This window comes from Caulobacter ginsengisoli, from assembly GCF_030814835.1.
Taxonomy (GTDB): domain Bacteria; phylum Pseudomonadota; class Alphaproteobacteria; order Caulobacterales; family Caulobacteraceae; genus Caulobacter; species Caulobacter ginsengisoli.
On record NZ_JAUSVS010000001.1, the window covers coordinates 982,567 to 1,002,877 of the forward strand.

Annotated in this window: 20 protein-coding genes; 5 read left to right on the top strand and 15 right to left on the bottom strand. The window is 67.6% G+C overall.

Annotated features, from left to right (window positions below; all coding sequences use genetic code 11):
- Window position 1: 1 nt before the first annotated feature.
- Together nrdR and glyA are read right to left on the bottom strand one after the other, a co-directional pair.
- Window positions 2-469 carry a transcriptional regulator NrdR gene (nrdR, locus tag QO010_RS04975; protein WP_307346735.1) on the bottom strand — a complete coding sequence of 156 codons (468 nt, stop codon included), beginning with the start codon at window positions 467-469 and terminating at the stop codon, window positions 2-4.
- A gap of 28 nt (window positions 470-497) precedes the next feature.
- Window positions 498-1,790, bottom strand: a complete 1,293-nt coding sequence (gene glyA, locus QO010_RS04980; protein ID WP_307346737.1) for a serine hydroxymethyltransferase — start codon at window positions 1,788-1,790, stop codon at window positions 498-500.
- A gap of 154 nt (window positions 1,791-1,944) precedes the next feature.
- Between glyA and QO010_RS04985 the strand changes: the two genes are divergently transcribed.
- Complete coding sequence (locus tag QO010_RS04985) at window positions 1,945-2,385, top strand: Ros/MucR family transcriptional regulator (protein ID WP_307346739.1); 441 nt, start codon at window positions 1,945-1,947, stop codon at window positions 2,383-2,385.
- 1 nt (window position 2,386) lies between these two features.
- Here the strand turns inward: QO010_RS04985 and hemA are convergent, their stop codons facing one another.
- The 7 genes from hemA to QO010_RS05020 form a co-directional block, all read right to left on the bottom strand.
- The gene (gene hemA / locus QO010_RS04990; protein WP_307346741.1) at window positions 2,387-3,613 is read right to left on the bottom strand and encodes a 5-aminolevulinate synthase; all 1,227 of its coding nucleotides are present in this window, start codon (window positions 3,611-3,613) and stop codon (window positions 2,387-2,389) included.
- 196 nt (window positions 3,614-3,809) lie between these two features.
- Window positions 3,810-4,706 carry a 3-hydroxyisobutyrate dehydrogenase gene (mmsB, locus tag QO010_RS04995; RefSeq protein ID WP_307346743.1) on the bottom strand — a complete coding sequence of 299 codons (897 nt, stop codon included), beginning with the start codon at window positions 4,704-4,706 and terminating at the stop codon, window positions 3,810-3,812.
- Between the two features lie 5 nt (window positions 4,707-4,711).
- Window positions 4,712-5,470, bottom strand: coding sequence for a class I SAM-dependent methyltransferase (locus QO010_RS05000; RefSeq protein ID WP_307346745.1), 759 nt, complete (start codon window positions 5,468-5,470; stop codon window positions 4,712-4,714).
- Entirely contained in the window at window positions 5,471-6,265 is a 795-nt protein-coding gene (locus tag QO010_RS05005; protein WP_307346748.1) for a class I SAM-dependent methyltransferase, read from the bottom strand. It lies immediately after the preceding gene.
- Between the two features lie 50 nt (window positions 6,266-6,315).
- Window positions 6,316-7,368 (bottom strand): enoyl-CoA hydratase/isomerase family protein, encoded by a 1,053-nt coding sequence (locus QO010_RS05010; RefSeq protein ID WP_307346751.1) that lies wholly within the window; start codon window positions 7,366-7,368, stop codon window positions 6,316-6,318.
- Window positions 7,365-7,901, bottom strand: a complete 537-nt coding sequence (locus tag QO010_RS05015; RefSeq protein WP_307346754.1) for a hypothetical protein — start codon at window positions 7,899-7,901, stop codon at window positions 7,365-7,367. The genes QO010_RS05010 and QO010_RS05015 overlap by 4 nt, the downstream gene beginning before the upstream one ends.
- Before the next feature lie 55 nt (window positions 7,902-7,956).
- Window positions 7,957-9,102, bottom strand: a complete 1,146-nt coding sequence (locus tag QO010_RS05020) for an isobutyryl-CoA dehydrogenase (RefSeq protein ID WP_307347080.1) — start codon at window positions 9,100-9,102, stop codon at window positions 7,957-7,959.
- Window positions 9,103-9,205: 103 nt separating this feature from the next.
- Between QO010_RS05020 and hemB the strand changes: the two genes are divergently transcribed.
- Together hemB and QO010_RS05030 are read left to right on the top strand one after the other, a co-directional pair.
- Entirely contained in the window at window positions 9,206-10,222 is a 1,017-nt protein-coding gene (gene hemB, locus QO010_RS05025; protein ID WP_307346757.1) for a porphobilinogen synthase, read from the top strand.
- Between the two features lie 86 nt (window positions 10,223-10,308).
- Complete coding sequence (locus tag QO010_RS05030; protein ID WP_307346760.1) at window positions 10,309-10,713, top strand: SRPBCC family protein; 405 nt, start codon at window positions 10,309-10,311, stop codon at window positions 10,711-10,713.
- A 97-nt stretch (window positions 10,714-10,810) separates the two neighbouring features.
- Here QO010_RS05030 and QO010_RS05035 read toward each other — a convergent pair whose 3' ends face one another.
- Together QO010_RS05035 and QO010_RS05040 are read right to left on the bottom strand one after the other, a co-directional pair.
- The gene (locus QO010_RS05035; RefSeq protein ID WP_307346763.1) at window positions 10,811-11,881 is read right to left on the bottom strand and encodes an alpha/beta fold hydrolase; all 1,071 of its coding nucleotides are present in this window, start codon (window positions 11,879-11,881) and stop codon (window positions 10,811-10,813) included.
- Window positions 11,881-12,741, bottom strand: a complete 861-nt coding sequence (locus tag QO010_RS05040) for an NAD(P)-dependent oxidoreductase (RefSeq protein ID WP_307346766.1) — start codon at window positions 12,739-12,741, stop codon at window positions 11,881-11,883. The genes QO010_RS05035 and QO010_RS05040 overlap by 1 nt, the downstream gene beginning before the upstream one ends.
- Before the next feature lie 89 nt (window positions 12,742-12,830).
- Between QO010_RS05040 and QO010_RS05045 the strand changes: the two genes are divergently transcribed.
- Both QO010_RS05045 and QO010_RS05050 read left to right on the top strand, forming a co-directional pair.
- Window positions 12,831-13,739: a flagellar motor protein MotB gene (locus tag QO010_RS05045; protein ID WP_307346768.1), complete on the top strand. Its 909-nt coding sequence runs from the start codon at window positions 12,831-12,833 to the stop codon at window positions 13,737-13,739.
- A gap of 93 nt (window positions 13,740-13,832) precedes the next feature.
- Entirely contained in the window at window positions 13,833-14,642 is an 810-nt protein-coding gene (locus tag QO010_RS05050) for an arginyltransferase (RefSeq protein WP_307346769.1), read from the top strand.
- Between the two features lie 168 nt (window positions 14,643-14,810).
- Here QO010_RS05050 and QO010_RS05055 read toward each other — a convergent pair whose 3' ends face one another.
- The 4 genes from QO010_RS05055 to parC all read right to left on the bottom strand — a co-directional run bounded on the left by QO010_RS05055 (window position 14,811) and on the right by parC (window position 20,258).
- A complete protein-coding gene (locus tag QO010_RS05055) occupies window positions 14,811-15,857 on the bottom strand; it encodes a M48 family metallopeptidase (protein ID WP_307346772.1) in 1,047 nt (348 codons plus the stop codon).
- A gap of 10 nt (window positions 15,858-15,867) precedes the next feature.
- The gene (locus QO010_RS05060; protein WP_307346775.1) at window positions 15,868-16,431 is read right to left on the bottom strand and encodes a LemA family protein; all 564 of its coding nucleotides are present in this window, start codon (window positions 16,429-16,431) and stop codon (window positions 15,868-15,870) included.
- Window positions 16,432-16,518: 87 nt separating this feature from the next.
- Window positions 16,519-17,814 carry a serine hydrolase domain-containing protein gene (locus QO010_RS05065; RefSeq protein WP_307346777.1) on the bottom strand — a complete coding sequence of 432 codons (1,296 nt, stop codon included), beginning with the start codon at window positions 17,812-17,814 and terminating at the stop codon, window positions 16,519-16,521.
- A 209-nt stretch (window positions 17,815-18,023) separates the two neighbouring features.
- Window positions 18,024-20,258 carry a DNA topoisomerase IV subunit A gene (parC, locus tag QO010_RS05070; RefSeq protein WP_307346780.1) on the bottom strand — a complete coding sequence of 745 codons (2,235 nt, stop codon included), beginning with the start codon at window positions 20,256-20,258 and terminating at the stop codon, window positions 18,024-18,026.
- Window positions 20,259-20,311: the final 53 nt, after the last annotated feature.

A 20,311-nucleotide genomic window follows, 5' to 3' on the forward strand; every position in this document is an offset into this window, starting at 1 on the left:
CCTAGTCCTCCGCCTCTTCGCGAAGGCCCTCGTCGCTGAGGAACTGGGCGAAGTCGTCGGTGTGGCGGAAGTCGCGATAGACCGAGGCGTAGCGGACATAGGCGACATCATCGAGCGACTTGAGCGCCTTCATGACCATCTCGCCGACCACGGTGCTGGGCAGTTCCGTCTCGCCCATGCTTTCCAGCTGGCGGACGATGCCGTTGACCATGCGCTCGACCCGCTCGGGATCCAGCGGCCGTTTGCGGATGGCCACCGAGATCGAGCGCATCAGCTTTTCGCGGTCGAAGGGATTACGCCGGCCCGAGCGCTTGAGGATGGTCAGCTCGCGCAGCTGCACCCGCTCGAACGTCGTGAATCGGCCACCGCATTCGGGGCAGAGCCGGCGACGGCGGATGGCCGCGCCGTCTTCCGACGGGCGGCTGTCCTTGACCTGGCTTTCGGCATGGCCGCAGAACGGGCAACGCATGATGTGGCCCCTCCCGACCGGGCCCTAACTACCTATTGTAGATGGGGAAGCGCCGCGTCAACGCAACCGCCGCTTCCCGCACCCGCGCCTCGACCGCCGGATCGCCGTCCGGATTGGCCGAAAGACCGTCCAGCACCTCGCCCATCCAGAGGCCAATCTGGCGGAATTCCGCCGGGCCGAAGCCGCGCGTGGTGCCGGCCGGGCTGCCGACCCGGATGCCCGAGGTCTTGGTCGGAGGCAGCGGATCGAAGGGGATGCCGTTCTTGTTGGTGGTGATGTGGGCCCGCTCCAGGGCGACCTCGGCGGCCGTGCCAGTGACGTTCTTGGGGCGCAGATCGACCAGCATGACATGGCTGTCGGTGCCGCCCGAGACGATGGCCAGTCCCGCCTCCTGCAGGCCGGCGGCCATGGCCTTGGCGTTCTCGACGACGCGGCGGGCATAGTCCTTGAACTCGGGCTGCAAGGCTTCCTTGAAGGCCACGGCCTTGGCGGCGATGACATGCTCCAGCGGCCCGCCCTGCAGCCCCGGGAAGATGGCCGAGTTGAACTTCTTGCCCAGGTCCGGGTCGTTGGAGAGGATCATGCCGCCGCGCGGGCCGCGCAGGGTCTTGTGGGTGGTGGTGGTCACCACATGGGCGTGCGGCACCGGGTTGGGATAGACCCCGCCCGCCACCAGGCCGGCATAGTGGGCCATGTCGACCATCAGCCAGGCGCCGATGCTGTCGGCGATCCTGCGGAAGCGGGCGAAGTCGATGGTGCGGCCGTAAGCCGAGCCGCCAGCGATGATCAGTTTGGGCTTCTCGCGCTGGGCGACTTCTTCGACATTGTCGTAGTCGATGAGCTGGTCGTCCTTGCCGACGGTGTAGGAGACCGGGCGGAACCACTTGCCCGACTGGTTGGCGGGACTGCCGTGGGTCAGGTGGCCGCCGGCGGCCAAGTCCATGCCCATGAAGGTGTCGCCCGGCTTGAGCAGGGCCATGAACACACCCTGGTTCGCCTGGGCCCCGCTGTGCGGCTGGACGTTGGCGTAGGCCGCGCCGAACAGTTCCTTGGCCCGGTCGATGGCCAGTTGCTCGATGACATCGATGACCTCGCAGCCGCCGTAGTACCGCTTGCCGGGATAACCCTCGGCATACTTGTTGGTCAGCACCGAGCCCTGGGCCTCGAGCACGGCCTTGGAGACGATGTTCTCGGACGCGATCAGTTCGATCTGGTCCTGCTGGCGCTGCAGCTCGCCGGCGATAGCCTTGGCGATGTCGGGATCCGACGTCGCCAGGTCCTGGCCGAAAAAGGCGCTCTGGAAAGAGGTAGGGGCGTTCATGGGCGACTCCTCGTCTGGGCGCTGGTCGCGCCCTCTTTAGCGCCGGTGGCGGCGCGATCAATCGGAACCCGACTCAGCGGGCATGCGTTGGGCTTCGACAGGCAGGTGTCCGGACGGGCGCCGGTCTCGCTGTAAGCGTTCATGAAGGACCGCCATGACTGACGTCCGGGACACCGACGCCCCCTCCCCCGATCAACTGCTGACTGCCAGCGCCGAGATCGTGTCGGCCTATCTCGGCCAGAACCAGATTCAGGCGGCGACCATTCCCGACCTGATCCGCTCGGTCCATGGCGCCCTGACCAGCCTGGGCGGCGCGGCGGCGGCGCCGGCCGAACGGCCCAAGCCGGCCGTGCCGATTGGCCGGTCGGTGCAGCACGATCACATCGTCTGCCTGGAAGATGGGGTGAAGCTGAAGATGCTGAAGCGCTATCTGCGCTCGCACTACAATCTGAGCCCAGAGGACTATCGCCGCCGCTGGGGCCTGCCGCCGGAATATCCCATGGTCGCCCCGGCCTATGCGGAGCGGCGCTCGGAATTCGCCAAGAAGATCGGGCTTGGAAAAGGGGTTCGGCGGCGGACGTCTCGCTCCAACTAAATTAGGCGGCGACACCGCCCATACGGGCGATATTGCAGTGGGCCCAGAGTTTCTCAAGCGCTGAAACGAGATCGCGCATCATGTCGTCCGTATGGAACGGCGTGGGCGTGAAGCGCAGGCGCTCGGTGCCGCGCGGCACGGTCGGGTAGTTGATCGGTTGCACATAGATGCCGTGATCGCTCAGCAGCATGTCCGAGACCATCTTGCAGTGCACCGGATCGCCGACCAGCACCGGCACGATATGGCTGACCGAAGGCATGACCGGCAAGCCGGCCTCCTTCATCATCGCCTTGAGGGTGGCGGCGCGCTCCTGGTGGGTGACGCGCACTTCGTTGTGGTTCTTCAGCCAGCGCACCGAGGCCACCGCCCCGGCGGTCAGGGCCGGCGGCAGCGAGGTGGTGAAGATGAAACCGGACGCAAATGAGCGGATGGCGTCGACCATGTCGGCGTCGCCGGCGATGTAGCCGCCCATGACCCCGAAGGCCTTGCCCAGGGTGCCTTCGATGATGTCGATCTGGTCCATCACCCCGTCGCGCTCGGCGACGCCGGCCCCGCGCTCGCCATAGAGGCCAACGGCGTGAACTTCATCCAGGTAGGTGATGGCGTTGTATCTCCTGGCCAGCGCCGCGGTGGCGGCCAGGTCGGCGATATCGCCGTCCATGGAATAGACGCTCTCGAAGGCCACCAGCTTGGGCGCGTCGATCGGGGCGGCGGCCAGCAGTTCCTCGAGGTGTTCCAGGTCGTTGTGGCGGAAGATGTGCCGCACGCCGCCACCGTTGCGGATGCCCGAGATCATCGAGGCGTGGTTGAGGCTGTCGGAATAGGTGATCAGCCCGGGCAGGATCTTCTGCAGGGTCGAAAGCGCCGCCTCGTTGGCCACATAGCCGGAGGTGAACAGCAGGGCCGCTTCCTTGCGGTGCAGGTCGGCCAGCTCGCGCTCGAGTTCGACGTGGTGGTGGGTGGTGCCGGAGATGTTGCGGGTGCCGCCCGAGCCGGAGCCGTTGGCGTCGATGGCCGCGTGCATGGCGTCCAGGACGACGGGGTTCTGACCCTGGCCGAGATAGTCGTTCGAGCACCAGACCACGACGTCGCGCTCGGCGCCGTCATCGGTGGTCCAGGTGGCGCGCGGGAAGGCGCCGCGATGGCGTTTCAGATCGGCGAACACGCGGTAGCGGCCCTCTTTGCGGACCTGATCCACGGCGTTCTTGAAGGCGGCCTTGTAATCCATCGACGCTCTATCCCGGTCCTGCGCCCCCCCACGGGACGGTGGCCGGCTCCTGTTAATCTGGTGGCGGACATCGCATGCGCAACTGACCGCTGTCCACTTAACGAGAATTCATACGCCCGGCGAGTTCGTGAATCTACGTATCCCTGGCGTCAAACACCGCCTGCGACAGCTTGGCTTGTGGAACAGGTTCGGACTTCTAGCCGAGTTCGTCAATCTTTCCCCGCATAAGTTGCAGCACGGCGGAGAAATCCTTGCCGCCGAATCCCAGGCCGTCGAACATCGCGTAGAGCGCCTCGGCCTGGGCCCCCAGCGGCGTCGTCGCCCCGGCCTTGGCCGCCGCCTCCTGGGCCAGCTTCAGGTCCTTGAGCATCAGGGCGGTGAGGAAGCCGCCCTCATAGCCCCGATTCGACGGCGCGGTCGGCACGGGGCCGGGCCAGGGGCAGTAGGTGGTCAGCGACCAGCACTGGCCCGAGGACTGCGAGGCGATCTCGAAGAATCGGTCCGGCGCCAGGCCCAGCTTCTCGGCCAGGGCGAAGGCCTCGCAGGTCCCGAGCATCGAGATGCCCAGCAGCATGTTGTTGCAGATCTTGGCCGCCTGCCCCGCCCCGCTGGCCCCGGCATGGACCACGGCCCGGGCCATCGGCTGAAGCACCGCCTCAACCGCCGGGAAGTCGGCGTCGTCACAACCGACCATGAAGGCCAGGGTGCCGGCGTCAGCCGCCATGATGCCGCCGGAGACCGGGGCGTCGGCGAAGCGGAAACCCTTGGCCGCCGCCATCGCCGCGACCGCCCGGGCGCTGTCGACATCGATGGTCGAGCAGTCGATCAGCAAGGCCCCTTGAGCAACATTGGGCAGGATGTCGGTCTCGTAGACTGCCCGCACATGCTGGCCGGCCGGCAGCATGGTGATCACCACCTCGGCCTGCCCGACCGCCTCGGCGGCCGAAGCCGCCGGCTGGCAACCGGCCGCCACCGCCTTGTCGATGGCGGCGGCGGCGAGGTCGAAGGCCAGCACGGTCTGGCCGGCCTTCACCTGGTTGGCGGCCATGCCGCCGCCCATATTCCCCAGGCCGATGAAGGCGATACGCGACATGCGTCCTACGCTTTCGGCTTGCGGAACTTGAGGACGAACTGGTCGGTCTTGCCCTTGATCGAGTCGTCGAAGACGCTGACGGTGCGCGGGTCCTCCTTGTTGCGCAGGACATCGCTTTCACCTTCCAGCACGAAACCGGCGGCCTTCAGCTCGGTCTTCACCGTTTCGATGTCGATGCGGTGCAGCTTGGCGGACAGGGTGTCGCCCGTGCCGTCCGGCGCATAGTGGTCGATGACCAGGAAGACGCCGCCGGGCTTGAGGCTATCGAACAGCCCCTTGTTGATGGCGGCCAGTTGCGCGGGCGTCGCCTGGCCCAGATGCAGGTCATGATAGTTCTGGGCGGTCCACAGCACGTCCAGCTTCTCGGGGAAGGCGATGGCGCCCAGGCTGAAGCTTTCCGGGGTGACGTTGGAGAGCTTGGCGACCGCGTCGAGCGGCTTCTGGTAGTCGGGATTGTATTTGATGAACTCGGCGGGCTGGTAGGCGTAGACGTGGCCCTTGGGGCCCACCACGGCCGAGAACAGGCGGGTGAAATAGCCTCCGCCGATGACGAAATCGCCGACCTTGTCGCCAGGTTTGACCCCGGCGAAGGCGAGCAGCTCGGCCGGGTGGCGGGCGGCGTCGCGGGCCTTGTCCTCGTCCGTGCGATCCGGCGAGGCCAGGGCGGCGGCATAGGCGTCGGGTTTGCTGACGACCATCGAGGGGACGGCGACAAGGGCGAAGCTCAGCGCGGCGAGCGCCGCGACGGCGAAACGGTTTTTCATTTAACGCGCGCTCCTGGGTTTGCGGAATTTGTAGACGAACTGGTCGGTCTCGCCCCGGACCTTCGGATCGAAGACCTTGAGGCTCTTGTCGTCTTTCGGATTGCGCAGGACTTTGGTTTCACCCTCGAAGATGAAACCGGCGGCCAGCACCTCCTTTTTCACAGTTTCGGCGTCGATGCGGTGCAGGGTCTCGGTGTCGCGCAGGCCGGAACCGGGCTGGGCGGCATGGTCGATGACGATATAGACCCCGCCCGGCTTGAGCGAGGCGAAGATGGCGCGGTTGACCACGGAGAGGTCGGCCGGGCCCATGAAGCTGTCATGCATGTCGTGGTAGTTCTGGGCGGTCCAGACCACGTCCAGCTTCTCGGGCGCGGCGAACTGGCTGAGCAGCCTCAGCACCAGCGAGACATTCTTGTAATTCGGATCGTCGGTGATGGCTTTGACCGCCGGCGGCCGCTTGGCCAGCTTGGTCAGTTCGTCCGGCACATAGGCGTAGACATGGCCCTTGGGCCCCACGACCTTGGAGAAGATGCGGGTGAAATAGCCGCCGCCGGGGATCAGGTCGGCGACCTTCATGCCAGGCTTGACGCCCGCCCAGGCGATCACCTCGCCGGGCTTGCGGGCGCCGTCACGGTCGCGGTCCGCCTTGGGCCGGCCCGGATCGGCCAGGGCCGCGGCGACGTACGGCGGGACGGCGATGCTGGCTTCGGGCGGCGGCGGAGGCGGCGGCGGCACGGTGGCGCAGGCGGTCAGCGCCACGCAGGCGGCCAGGGTCGCGGCGAGTCCAAAACGCATCGAATTCCTCCCGATACTCAATTTGGGGCCGTCCTACCGCTCTTTGGCGGTCAAGTCAGCGGCGTCCATTCCTCATCCGCCGGTAACGGGGCGAAAATCTGGTCGAGCAGGGCCGGCGTGACCCCAGCCAGGTCGGCGGGGTCCCAGCGCGGGGCGTTGTCCTTGTCGACAATCACCGCCCGCACCCCCTCCAGGAAGTCGTGACGCTGCACCACCCGCGCGCCGATGCGGTATTCCATCGCCATGTTGTCGGCGAAGAGGCCCAGGGCGCCGCCTTCGCTAAGTTGCCGGAAGGCGACCTTGAGCGTCTGGGGCGACTTGGTCTTCAGGGTGGCCAGTTGGGCCAGCGCCCAGTCGCCGCCGTCGGCTTCCAGATCCGCGAAGATGGCCTCGACCGAGGCGCCGCCGAACAGCCGGTCGATATCGGCCAGGTGCGGCTCGATGGGCGCGGGCCCGGCGTCGTCGACGAAATGAGCCAGGGCGCCGACCAGGCTGCCGGGGTGCTCGGCCAGGGCTTTCTTGAAGTCGGCGACCTGGTCGAAAGGCATGAAATGGGTGGCGACGCCCAGCCGCGCGCAGTCCGCCGCCTTGATCCGCGCCCCGGTCAGGGCCAGCCACAGGCCTGTCTTGCCCGGCAGCCGCGGCAGGAACCAGCCGCCGCCGACGTCCGGGAACAGGCCGATGCCGGTCTCGGGCATGGCGAAGGTGGTCCGCTCGGTGGCGATCCGCACGCTGGCCGGCATGGAGAGCCCGACCCCACCGCCCATGGTCACCCCGTCCATCACCGCGCAGACCGGCTTGGGATAGGCGAACAACAGCTGGTTCAGCCGGTATTCGGTGAAGAAAAATTCCCGGGCGAGCTTGCCGTCCCCTGCCCCGCTCTCGGCCAGCATGCGGATATCGCCCCCGGCGCAGAAGCCGCGCTCGCCGGCGTGGTCGATCAACACGCAATGCACCGCGTCATCGCCTCGCCAGTCCAGCAAGGCGGCGGTGATCAGCCGGCACATGTTGGTGGTCAGGGCATGCAGCGCCGCCGGACGGTTGAGCGTGACGCGGCCGACGCCGGATTCAATACGGGCAAGAACTTCGGGCTCTGAACTCATCGAGACTTCCTGATGGCGACCGCCACGCGCGCGACCCGCACATAGGTCCAGGCGGCGATGCCGAAAGCGGCCGGGAACAAGACCAACTGCAGCCAGTTGGGCAGGTAGAACAGATTTTCCGCCTCGAACGGATAGAGACCGTCAGGGGGCGTCAACATCGCCTTGCCGATGTACCAGCCCATCGACAGGGCCAGCAGGGCGCCAGGAACGCCGGCGACCAGGGTCACGAACATCCGCTCGCCGCCCCGCGCCAGCCGGGTCAGGCCCCAGCCCAACAGTACAACAACCAGCCCCACCACACCGACTAGAGCCATGCTGGCCACCAGCTCATGGAGCGGCATATTTTCCATGCTCATCTGCATGTCGGCATCCAGGCCCTGCCTGAATATCTGCACGAAGTAGACCTGCAAAATCAGCAATCCGCCCAGGGGCATGATCGTCAGGGCCAGCGCCAGCCAGGACCAGGGCAGCGGCCGGCCAAGCGGCTTGGGTTCGGGACGGGAAAAGGCGCGGGCGAGGACTTGGTCGGTCATGGGTCTCTCCTGAAGAGCCTGGCGACGAAAGGCGCCCTACAGAACCACATCCGGCCTACTGCCGGAACATCTCCCGTCCGATGATGACCCGCATGATCTCGTTGGTCCCTTCGAGGATCTGGTGGACCCGCAGGTCGCGGACGATGCGCTCCAGGGGGTAGTCCTGCAGGAAGCCGTAGCCGCCGTGCAGTTGCAGCGCGTCGTTGGCGACGGTGAAGCAGGCGTCGGTGGCGAAGCGCTTGGCCATGGCGCAGAGCTTGGTGGCCTGCGGGTCCCGGTTGTCGAGGGCGGCGGCGGCGTTGCGGACCATCAGCCGGGCGGCTTCCAGTTCGGTGGCCATGTCGGCGATCTTGAACTGCAGGGCCTGGAAGTCCTTCAGCGGCCGGCCGAACTGATTGCGGGTCTCCATATAGGCCTTGGCGGTGTCGAGGGCGAAGGCCGCCCCGCCCAGCGAGCAGGAGGCGATGTTCAGCCGCCCGCCGTCCAGCCCCATCATGGCGAAGCGGAAGCCCTCGCCCTCCTGGCCGATGCGGTTGGCGACCGGGACCCGGACATTGTCGAAATTGACCTGGGCGGTCGGCTGCGAATTCCAGCCCATCTTGCGCTCGTTGGCCCCGAAGCTGAGGCCCTCCCAGCCCTTCTCGACCACGAAGGCCGAGACGCCCTTGGCCCCGTCTCCGCCCGAGCGGGCCATGACCACATAGACGTCCGAGACGCCAGCGCCGGAGATGAAGGCCTTCGAGCCGTTCAGGACGTAGTGGTCGCCGTCGAGCCTGGCCGTCGTCCGCATGGCCGCCGCGTCGGAGCCCGAGCCCGGCTCGGTCAGGCAGTAGCTGGCGATCAGTTCCATGGTGGTCAGGCGGGGCAGGTAGCGGTGGCGCAGCTCGTCGGCGGCGAAGCGGTCGATCATCCAGGAGGCCATGTTGTGGATGGTGAGGTAGGCCGCCGTCGGCACGTCGCCGTAGCTGAGGGCCTCGAAGATCAGCGAGGCGTCCAGGCGGGTGAGGCCCGAGCCGCCGACGTCCTCCTGCAGATAGATGCCCGCAAACCCCAGGCCCGCGGCCTGGCGCAGCACGTCGACGGGGAAGAACTTCTCCTCGTCCCATTTGGCCGAGTGCGGGGCCATCTCCTCCCGGGCGAAGGCCAGGGCCATCTCCTGGATGGCGCGTTGATCGTCGGTCAGGGAGAAGTCCATGCGTATCGGGCCTTAGATCGGGGAACGGATGACCTGACGCCGCTTCGGCTCGCTGTCAACGCAAGTTCGGCGGCGTGCAATATGCCGTCTCCATGGATATATGGGCGCCATGACCAAGGCCCCGCTCGCCCCCTACCCCGCCACCCGCCTGCGCCGCCTGCGCCAGGCCGACTGGACCCGCCGGCTGGTGCGCGAGAGCGTGCTGACGCCGGCCGACCTGATCTGGTCGATGGTGGTGCATGAGGGCGAGGGCCGGGTCCCCGTGGCTTCCATGCCCGGCGTCGAGCGGCTGTCGGTGGCCGAGGCGGCCAAGGCGGCGGTCGAGGCGCGGGCGCTGGGCATCCCCGCCATCGCCATCTTCCCGCACATCGACATGGCCCGGAAGGACGCCGCCGGCTCCCTGGCCGCCGACCCCGATGGCGTCATCAGCCGCGCGGTCAGGGCCATGAAGGACGCCGCCCCCGAGGTCGGGATCATGTGCGACGTGGCGCTCGATCCCTTCACCACCCACGGCCATGACGGCGTCCTGGAGAAGGGCCGCATCGTCAACGACGCCACCATCGAGCGGCTGGTCGAGCAGGCCCTGGTCCAGGCCCGGGCCGGCTGCGATATCCTGGCCCCCTCCGACATGATGGACGGCCGCATCGGCGTCATCCGCGCCGCCCTCGAGGCCGAGGGCCACTGCGACACCCTGATCATGTCCTACGCGGCAAAGTATGCCTCGGCCTTCTACGGCCCCTACCGCGACGCCATCGGCTCGGGGAAGCTGGGCTCGGGCGACATCGACAACCCGGGTGACAAGAAGACCTACCAGCAGGACCCGGCCAACAGCGACGAGGCCCTGCGCGAGGTGGCCCTGGACATCGCCGAGGGCGCCGACATGGTCATGGTCAAGCCGGGCCTGCCCTACCTCGACATCGTCCGCCGCATCGTCGAGGCCTTCGCCATGCCGACCTTCGCCTTCCAGGTCAGCGGTGAATACGCGATGATCGTCGCCGCGGCCCAGAACGGCTGGATCGACGGCGACCGCGCCATCCTGGAAAGCCTGGGGGCCTTCAAGCGGGCCGGCTGCGCGGGGGTGATCACCTATTTCGCCCCCAAGGCGGCGCGGATGCTGGGAGCCTGACCGATCCCGGATGATCGTGTCCGGAACCGGCCAGCAGGCCGGCCGCTATGGCGTCATCATTCTCTCAAGCCAGAGAGAGGAACGTCATGCCCACCGTCCACAAAGAGATCCTGATCAACGCCTCGCCCGACAAGGTCTGGGACGCCGCCCGCGACTGGGGCGCCCTGCACACCCGCCTGGTCCCCGGCTTCGTCACCGCCACCGAGACCGCGGCCGAGGCCGACGGCACGCCCTATCGCATGGTGACCTTCGCCAGCGGCATGACCCTCAAGGAGGTGATCGTCGATATCGACGACGAACGCCGTCGCCTGGTCTGGACCATCGAAAGCCCCAATGTCCGCCACCACAACGGCGCGCTGCAGGTGTTTCCCGAGGCCGGCGGCTGCCGCGCGGTCTGGACCGCCGACGTCCTGCCCGCCGCCATGGCCGAAGCCTTCGCGCCATCGATGGCGGCGGGTCTGCAGGCCATGAAGGCGGTGTTCGAGGCCTAGCGGCTGGTCAACATTCACCTTTTGCCTCCCCTCCCTATGTCGTCATGGCCGGAATTTGGGTGGGAGTATGGGCCTCAAAAGCCGATGAGTGCGGGCCCTAGCGTCCCCCCGACCTGTCGAGCAGTTCCGCCAGCCGGTCCTGCCAGATCGCCGCCCAGGTATGGGTGCCGTGGCCGTGGGTGTCGGGGCCGGCGGGGATCAGCACGAAGGTCCCCCGCTTGAGCCGCTTGGCGAAGCCCTCGGCCAGGCCCAGCTCGGGCGGGTTGATGAAGTCGTCGGCCGAGTTCACCCACATCACCGGGGCGGTGATCTTTTCCAGGTCGGCCGAGGGGTCGTAATCGCGGCTGGCGTTGACCTGGTAGAGCAGGTCGTTGGCGTCCAGCCCGGCTACCGCCCTGGGGAAGTTCTCCTGATACCAGCTGTCGACCTGCATCAGGGTCGGCAGCTGGTTCTGCATGGGCAGCGGCGCGGCGCCGGCCAGCATGAGCAGGTCCTCGGCGGTGCGCAGGCCTTCCATGGGCTGGGTCTTGTAGTCGCCGCCCATCCAGGCCGGATCCCGGCGAATGGCGTCCATCAGCATCGTCCGCCACAGCCGGTTGCGGCCGGCGATCTGGGTCGGCAGGCAGGCCAACGGCATCAGGGCGTCGGCGAAGGCGGGATGTTCCTCGCCCCAGACGAAGGCGTGCATGCAGCCCATAGAGGTGCCCAGGATCAGCCGCAGGTGATCGACCTTGAGCCCATCGACCAGCAGCAGGCGCTGGGCCTCGACCATGTCCTGGTAGCCGTACATCGGGAACCGGGCGTGGAGCCCATCGCTCGGCTTGGAAGAGCCGCCGTGGCCGATGCCGTCGGGCAGGATGACGTAGTATTTGGCCGGGTCGAGCAGGCCGCCGGGCTTGAACAGCACGTCGGCGAACTGCGGCCGCAGGAACTGGGCGCCCGACCCGCCGGTGCCGTGCAGGATCATCACGGCGTTGGTCACCCGGCCCTTGGCGTCGCGCTTGGGGGCCCCCAGTGTGCGGTAGTGCAGCTTGAGCTGCGGCAGGGTCTGGCCCGAATTGAACTCGAAGTTGGCGACCGTGTAGTCGCCCTCGGTGACCGCCGGCGCGGCCATGGCGGCTGAAGCCAGACCAAGCCACGCCAGCACGGCGAGCAGAACAGAACGCATCACTTCACTCCATTCAACCGCGCCGCCAGGGACGAGGTGTCCCACCGCCGCCCGCCCAGTTCCTGCACCTCGGCATAGTAGCCGTCCACCAGCCGGGTCATTTCCAGCTTCGCGCCGTTGGCCGCCGCCTCGTCCAGCACCAAGCCCAGGTCCTTGCGCATCCAGTCCACGGCGAAGCCGAAGTCGAACTTCCCCTCGACCATGGTGGCCCAGCGATTGTCCATCTGCCAGCTCTGGGCGGCGCCCTTGCTGATGGCTTCATAGACCAGGGCCGGATCGATGCCCGCCTGTTTGGTGAAATGGACTGCCTCCGCCAGCCCCTGGACGACGCCGGCGATGCAGATCTGGTTGACCATCTTGGCCAGCTGGCCGCTACCGGGGCCGCCGATGCGCATCACCGCCTTGGCGTATGAACGCAGCACCGGCTCGGCGCGGTCGAAGGCGGCCTGGTCGCCGCCGGCCATGACGCTGAGCTGGCCCTTCTCGGCCCCCGCCTGACCGCCGGACACCGGGGCGTCGACGAACCAGCGGCCGCTGGCGGCGCAAAGCTCGGCCATCTCGCGGGCCACCATGGCCGAGGTGGTGGTGTGGTCGACGATGATGCCGCCCGGGGCCAGGACCTCGCGAATTTCCCCCACCACGCCGCGCACGTCATTGTCGTTGCCGACACAGAGCGCGACCAGTTCACAGCCCTCGGCCGCCTGCGTGGCGGTCGCCGCGCCCCGGCCCTTGTGGGTTTGCGTCCAGCGATGGGTCTTTTCCGGCGTGCGGTTGAACACCGAGACCGCGTGGCCCGCGGCGGCCAGGTGGCCCGCCATCGGGAACCCCATCACGCCAAGTCCAATGAACGCCACCCGCATGCCGGTCTCTCCAAATCCGCCGCCTACCTAACCCCATCTTAACGCCCTGCCGCCACCCTGCGGCGCAATAGGGTTAAGCGGGGTTTGTCATGGCGCTCGGCAGCGATTCGCCGATCATGATCAAGAGGATCAAGAAGGTCGCCGGCCATGGTCACCATGGCGGGGCCTGGAAAGTCGCCTACGCCGACTTCGTGACGGCCATGATGGCCTTCTTCCTGCTGATGTGGCTGATCAACACCACCAGCCCCGAGCAGAAGCGCGGCATCGCCGACTATTTCGCCCCGGCCAGCGTCTCCCAGACCACCAGCGGCGCGGGCGACATCCTCTCCGGCACGGCCCTGGGCGATGACGGCGCCAAGGGCTCCGGCTCGGCCGACGTGGTCCAGGCCCTGGCCCCGCAGGCCCCGCCGGACGTCAACAACTCCGGCCAGAGCGACACCAAGCCCGGCGCCACCGATCTCGACAGCGCCGAGACCCAGGCCCTGCGCAAGCAGCTGCAGGCCCGCGACGACGCCGCCTTCGCCTCGGCCGCCCAGTCGCTGCGCCAGGCGCTGCAGGACATGCCGGAACTGGCCGAGCTCTCGAAACAGCTGATCATCGACCAGACTCCCGAGGGCCTGCGCATCCAGCTGGTCGACCAGGACGGCCGCTCGATGTTCAAGGAAGGCTCGGCCGCGCCCAACGACCGCGCCCGCATCCTGCTGCGCGCCGTCGCCCGGGTGATCAACATCCTGCCCAACCGCATCAGCATCTCGGGCCACACCAGCGCCACCGCCGTCGGCCAGAAGTCCGATGGCGACTGGAAACTCAGCGCCGAGCGCGCCGACCTGGCCCGGATGATCCTGCAGGCCGCCGGCGTCGACGCCGACCGCGTCTACCAGGTCTCCGGCAAGGCCAATTCCGACCCGCTCTATCCGGATGACCCGACCCTGGCCGGCAACCGCCGCATCGCCATCGTCCTGCTGCGCGAAGCCCCAGTGTTGCCTCCGGGGAACTAGCCTGTGGCTCAGGGTCCCATCCCCCTTGCGCCAACCGCCGCTATCGGCGCTAATCCTTGCCAGTACAGGCGGAGAGACTAGGGACCCCATCAGGTGACGCAGCATTTCCCCACGCGGCAGATGCGCTTCTTCCTGACAGCGCCATCCCCCTGCCCCTATCTGCCGGGCCGGGAAGAGCGGAAGGTGTTCGCCCATCTGCCGCCGGCCGACGGGGCCCAGATCAACGACTCGCTGACCCAGTCGGGCTTCCGCCGCTCGCAGAACATCGCCTATCGCCCGGCCTGCGAGACCTGCGCCTCCTGCATCTCGGCGCGGCTGCCGGTGGCCGACTACGTCTTCTCGCGGTCGGAGCGGAAGACCCTCAGCCGCAACGGCGACCTGCGCCGCCACCTGGTCGAGGCCGAGGCGACGCTGGAGCAGTTCGACCTGCTGCGCCGCTACCTGCTGACCCGCCACGCCGACGGCGGCATGGCCGAGATGACCTGGCCCGACTATGTGGCCATGGTCGAGGACACCGCCGTCCGCACCCACGTCATCGAATACCGCGCCCCGTCCCAGGACCGCGGCCCGGGCGACCTGGTCGCCTGCGTGCTGGTCGATGTGATGAGCGATGGCCTGTCACTGGTCTACAGCTTCTACGATCCCGCCCTGACCCGCCGGAGCCTGGGCAGCTTCATCATCCTGGACCATGTCGTTCAGGCGGGGATCAACGCCCTGGCCTATGTCTATCTGGGCTACTGGGTGCCCGGCAGCGAGAAGATGACCTACAAGGCGCGGTTCTCGCCCCTGGAAATCCTGCGCCCGTCGGGGTGGAGCCTGATGTCGACCCGCGATCGGGAGGAAGCGGCGCGGGCGCTGGCGGCGAGCGGTGACAAGGCGGTGGGAAAGCTCGGGCGAAAATAATATTCCTCGCCCCTTGGGCGAGGTGGCGGCGAAGCCGACGGAGTGGGCCGTGGAGCACACGGTGCGTCCGGATTGAGCACTGCCGGAGTGGGCGTGCCTGAAACGCCGTGTGTTCCCCAGAGCCCACTCCACCACTTCGTGGTCCCCCTCGCCCAAGGGGCGAGGAATTTAGCCCCAGGGCCCGGCGGCCGGCGGCGGTGACGCCGGCGGGTCACCCCACGGTCCTTCGACTGCCGCAGCCGCCGGCTCCGGCAATTCCGACACCCGTCCGCCCGCAAACTTCACCAGCGCCTCGATCCGCTTGGCTATCGGCGGATGCGTCGCGAACAGGCCCATCACCCCGGCGCTGTCGTCCTCCAGGAACATGGCCCGCACGCTCTCAGGGGCGTCGAGATGGGCGTGGCCACTGATCTTCTGCAGGGCGCTGATCATGGCGTCGGGGTTCTTGGTCAGCTCGACCGAGCCGGCGTCGGCGACGAACTCGCGGCTGCGCGACAGGGCCATGCGGATGACGATGGCCAGCACATAGCCGATGGCCGCGGCGATCAGCGCCACGAAGATCCACGGCCCGCCGCCCTTGCGGTCGCCACGGCCCCGACCCACCCCGCCCCACATGATGGCGCGGTAGAGGATCTGGGCGATCAGGGTGATGATGCCGGCGAACACCGAGGCGATGACCATGGTCCGCACATCGCGGTTCAGAACATGGGTCAGTTCATGGCCCAGCACCGCCTCGAGCTCATCCTTGGTCATGGTCTGCATCAGGCCGCGGGTGACGGTGATGCTGTACTGTTTCTCGTTGAGGCCGGTGGCGAAGGCGTTGAGGCCCTCGCTCTCGATGATCCTTAAGGTCGGGGTCTTGATACCCCGCGAAATGCAGAGGTTTTCCAGCAGGTTGTAGAGCTCGGGCTCCTCCTGCCGTGTCACCTGATGGGCGCCGGTCGCCAGGTCGATGATGGTCTGGTTGGCGAAATAGGCGATGACGAACCACACGCCCGAGACGATCAGCGCCAGCGGCGCGGCGGCCAGCATGAAACCCGCCGCCTCGGCCAGCTCGCCGCCCGGCTCCTGGGGCGGCGGCAGATAGCCGGCCCCGATCCCCGCCAGGGTCAGGAAATAGACGATGACCAGCAGCAGCACCGGAAAGCCCGCCAGCAGTAGGGCCGACCGGACATTGTTGGCCTGGATATGGGTGTAGAGGCCGACAGCCCCCATGACGCTGGTCCTAGAACTTCACTTCCGGCGGCTTGTCCAGCGCCGCCCGCTCTTCGCCCAGGTCGAAGAAGCTGCGGGCCTTGAAGCCGAACATGCCGGCGAACAGCACGGCCGGGAACTGCTGGATGGCGGCGTTGAACTCGCTGACCGCGCTATTGAAGAACCGGCGGGCGGCGGCCAGCTTGTTCTCGATGTCGGTCAGCTGCGATTGCAGGCCCAGGAAGTTCTGGTTGGCCTTGAGGTCCGGATAGGCCTCCGACAGCGCGAACACCTGCCGCAGGGCCCCGGTCAGCATGTTCTCGGCCTGAACCTTGTCGTCGACGCTCCCCGCCGAGGTCGCGGCGTTGCGGGCGGCGATCACCGCCTCCAGCGTGCCCTTCTCGTGGGTCGCATAGCCCTTCACCGTCTCGACCAGGTTGGGGATCAGGTCGTGGCGCTGCTTGAGCTGGACGTCGATGTCGGCGAAGGCCTGGTTGGCCCGCTGATTGAGCGCGACCAGGCTGTTGTAGGCCATGATCGCCAGGACAGCGACCACGATGGCGACGACGATAGCGATGATGAAGCCGGTGCCCATGGACTGGGTTCTCCAAAGTCTGATGGACGTTATGTGGCGAAGCTAACCCGGCAGCGCCAGCGCCGCCACGGTGAAACCTTTGTCATCTCATTTCTTGGGATCGACCAGGGCCGAATAGACCAGGGTCTGGCTGAGATGCTCCAGGTTGACGTCGCCCATCCCGTACCAGCCCAGCACCTGGATCATGCCCAGAAACACCACGTCGTTCTCCGGATCGACCCAGAACCAGGTCCCGGCCGCCCCGCCCCAGCTGTAGGTCCCCTTGCCGGCCAGCGTGCCCGCCGCGGCCGGGTCCATGACCACCGAGCCGTCGAAGCCGAAGCCCATGCCGGGCCCCATAGGCTTCTGGGCCATCACCGCGTCGCTGAGATGGTTGGACTCCATCATCTTCACCCCGGCCGGCGAGAGAATGCGCACGCCATCCAGCGCGCCGCCATTGGCCAGCATCTGGGCGAACCTCAGATAGTCGTGCGCCGTCGAGACCAGCCCGCCGCCGCCCATGGCCATGGTGGGCGGCTTGCTGACGTCCAGCACCATGAAGCCCTCGGCTGGGACGATGGCCCGGCTTTTGGGATTGACGGCGTAGAGGGCCGCCTGGCGGGGCTTCTTGTCGTCGGGGACATAGAAGCCGGTATCCTTCATGCCCAGCGGCCCGAAGATGCGGCTCTGCATGAAGTCCGGCAGCGACTGGCCCGACAGCCGCTCGACGATCGCCCCCTGGATGTCGACGGCGATGGAGTATTTCCATCGGGCCCCCGGCTGGTTGGCCAGCGGCAGGGTCGTCGCCTCGCCCAGCATGGCGTCCAGGTTCTTCGAGCCCAGCAGGCCGGACTCGAAATAGGCCTTGTCGACCGGGTTGTCGGTCACCAGCCCATAGGCGAAGCCGGCGGTGTGGGTCATCAGCTCGCGCATCGTCGCCGAGCGCGAGACCGGCTCCAGGATCGGCTGACCTTTGTCATCCAGCCCCTTGAACACCTTGAGGTTCTTGAACTCCGGCACGAACTTGGTGACCGGGTCGTCCAGCTTCCACTTGCCCTCTTCGAAGAGGATGGTCATGGCCACGGCGGTGACCGGCTTGGTCTGGCTGTACATCCGGAAGATGGTGTCGGCGGTCAGCGGCGCCTTGGCCTCAGTGTCCTTGGCGCCATAGACATTGACCGCCACCACCTTGCCGTGGCGGGCCACGATGGTCAGGATTCCGGGCAGCCGGCCCTTGTCGACCAGAGCGTCCATGGCGGTGTCCAGAGCCTTCAGCCGCTCGGACGAGAAGCCCATCTTCTCGGGCTTGACGGTCGGCAGGCCGATATCCGGCTTGTCGGCGCTGAAGGCCGGCGCGGCCAGAAGCAGCGCCGCGGTCAGCGCCAGTGATTTCGTCCAACGCATGGAGTCCCCCTGTCGAGTCGCGGGAGCCTAGAGCAACTGCTGACGGCGCCAAGACACCTCACCCGCTCTTCGCGCCTTCGCGCTCAGAGTCGACCTCTCCTCGGAGAGGAGAGGAGGCGTAAAAGCTGAAAACGCGGCTCTCCCCCTCGCTCGCGAGGGGGAGCGAGGGACACGCGGCAAAGCCGCGGCGTCCCACGGAGGGGGAGCCCTTACTTCGGCCTGAACCGCTTGGTGACCGGGAAGCCCTTGGGCGCCAGCCGCCCCGCCGCCGAGCGCCGCCCGACCCAGTCCTTCCAGTCCGGCCAGTCCCGTGTGCGGCCGGCCGCGTCGATCCAGGCGGCGCCGGCGTCCTTGTCGAACACCAGGGCGTCGCGCAGGCCGCCCTCGCGATAGGCCTGCAGCTTGACGCCCTTGCCGCGCGGCATTTCGGGCAGTTCGTCGAGGGGGAAGATCAGGATCTTGCCGTTGTCGCCGATCACCGCCAGGTGGTTGCCGGCCGCTTCGAGACTGACCGCCACGTCGCCGTTCAGCACCTGCTTGCCGGCCCGCCGCTGCGAGACCGCCTCGTCCTCGGGCAGCACGAAGCCATAGCCGGCCTTCGAGGCCAGCACCCGCTTGCGGCCCGGCTTGAAGGGGAAGACGTCGACGATGTCGACCTTGTCGTCCAGGTCGATCATCAGCCGCACCGGCTCGCCATGCCCCCGCGCCGAGGGCAGTTTCGACCCCTCCAGCGTGAAGAACCGCCCGTCCGACGACAGGATGATCAGCTTGTCGGTGGTGAAGGCCGGGACGATGAAGCCCTGCTTGTCGCCTTCCTTGTATTTCAGCTCCGACGGGTCATCGACGGCGCCCTTGGCGGCGCGGATCCAGCCCTTTTGCGAGAGGATGACGGTGATCGGCTCGCGCGGGGTGAAGGCCTCGATGGCCGCCTCGGTGTCGACCTGCGGGGCCTCGGCGAAGTCGCTGCGGCGCTTGCCCAGCACCGTGCCGGCGCCCAGCACGGCCCTGGCGTCGGCCAGTCCTCCGCCGACCAGCTTCCACTGCATCTTCTCGTCGGCCAGCATGCCGACGATGCCATCCCGCTCTTCGGCGAGGTCCGCGTGCTCGCGGCGGATTTCCATCTCCTCCAGCTTGGCCAGTTGGCGGAGGCGCGTGTTGAGGATGGCGTCGGCCTGCAACTCGGTCAGCTCGAAGGCGGCGATCAGCTTGGCCTTGGGCTCGTCCTCGTAGCGGACGATGCGGATCACCTCGTCCAGGTTCAGATAGGCGATCAGCAGGCCGTCCAGGACGTGCAGCCGGGCCTCGATCTTGGCCAGCCGGTGGCGGGCCCGGCGGACCAGCACCTCGCGGCGGTGGGCCAGGAAGGCGACGAGGATCTGCTTGAGGCCCATGACGCCGGGCGTGCCGCGGGCGTCCAGGACGTTCATGTTGACCGGGAAGCGGTTCTCCAGGGCCGAGAGCTTGAACAGGCTCTCCATCAGCATCTCGGGCTCGACGTTGCGGCTCTTGGGCTCGATCACCAGCCGCACGTCCTCGGCCGACTCGTCGCGGACATCGCCCAGCAGCGGGGCGCGCTTGCTCTCGATCAGCTCGGCCAGCTGCTCGACCAGCTCGGCCTTCTTGACCTGGTAGGGCACCTCGGTGACGACGATCTGGTAGCCGCCCCGGCCGGTGTCCTCCTTGAACCAGCGGGCCCGCAGGCGCACCCCGCCCCGGCCGGTCTCGTAGGTCTCCAGCAGCGAAGCCGCCGGCTCGACGATGATGCCGCCGGTCGGGAAGTCGGGGCCCAGCACCCGCTGCATCAGGTCGGCCGTGGTGGCTTCCGGCCGCTGCAGCAGCAGCAGGCAGGCGTCGATCAGCTCGGCGGCGTTGTGCGGCGGGATGGAGGTGGCCATGCCCACGGCGATGCCGGCCGAGCCGTTGGCCAGCAGGTTCGGGAAGCCGCAGGGCAGCACCACCGGCTCGGTCTCGACCCCGTCATAGGTGGGACGGAAGTCGACGGCGTCCTCGTCGATGCCGTCCATGAGCAGGACGGCGGCGGCGGTCAGCTTGCACTCGGTGTAGCGCATGGCCGCGGCGTTATCGCCGTCGATGTTGCCGAAATTGCCCTGGCCGTCGACCAGCGGATAGCGCTGGGCGAAGGTCTGGGCCATGCGGACCATGGCGTCATAGATCGACTGGTCGCCGTGCGGGTGGAACTTGCCCATCACGTCGCCGACCACGCGGGCGCACTTCTTGGCCCCGTTCTCGGGGTTCAGCCGCATCTCATGCATGGCGTACATCAGGCGGCGGTGAACGGGCTTGAGCCCATCGCGCACGTCCGGCAGGGCGCGGTCGGTGATGGTCGAGAGGGCGTAGGCCAGATAGCGGCGCGACAGGGCCTCGGTCAGCGGTTCTTCGAGGATGCGGTCGCCGTCACTGGGCGGCGGGGTGTGAACGGTCATGAGGGCCGTTGAATCCGAGTCAGGGGTCCGTGTCCAGTGTGACCCGCTGACCT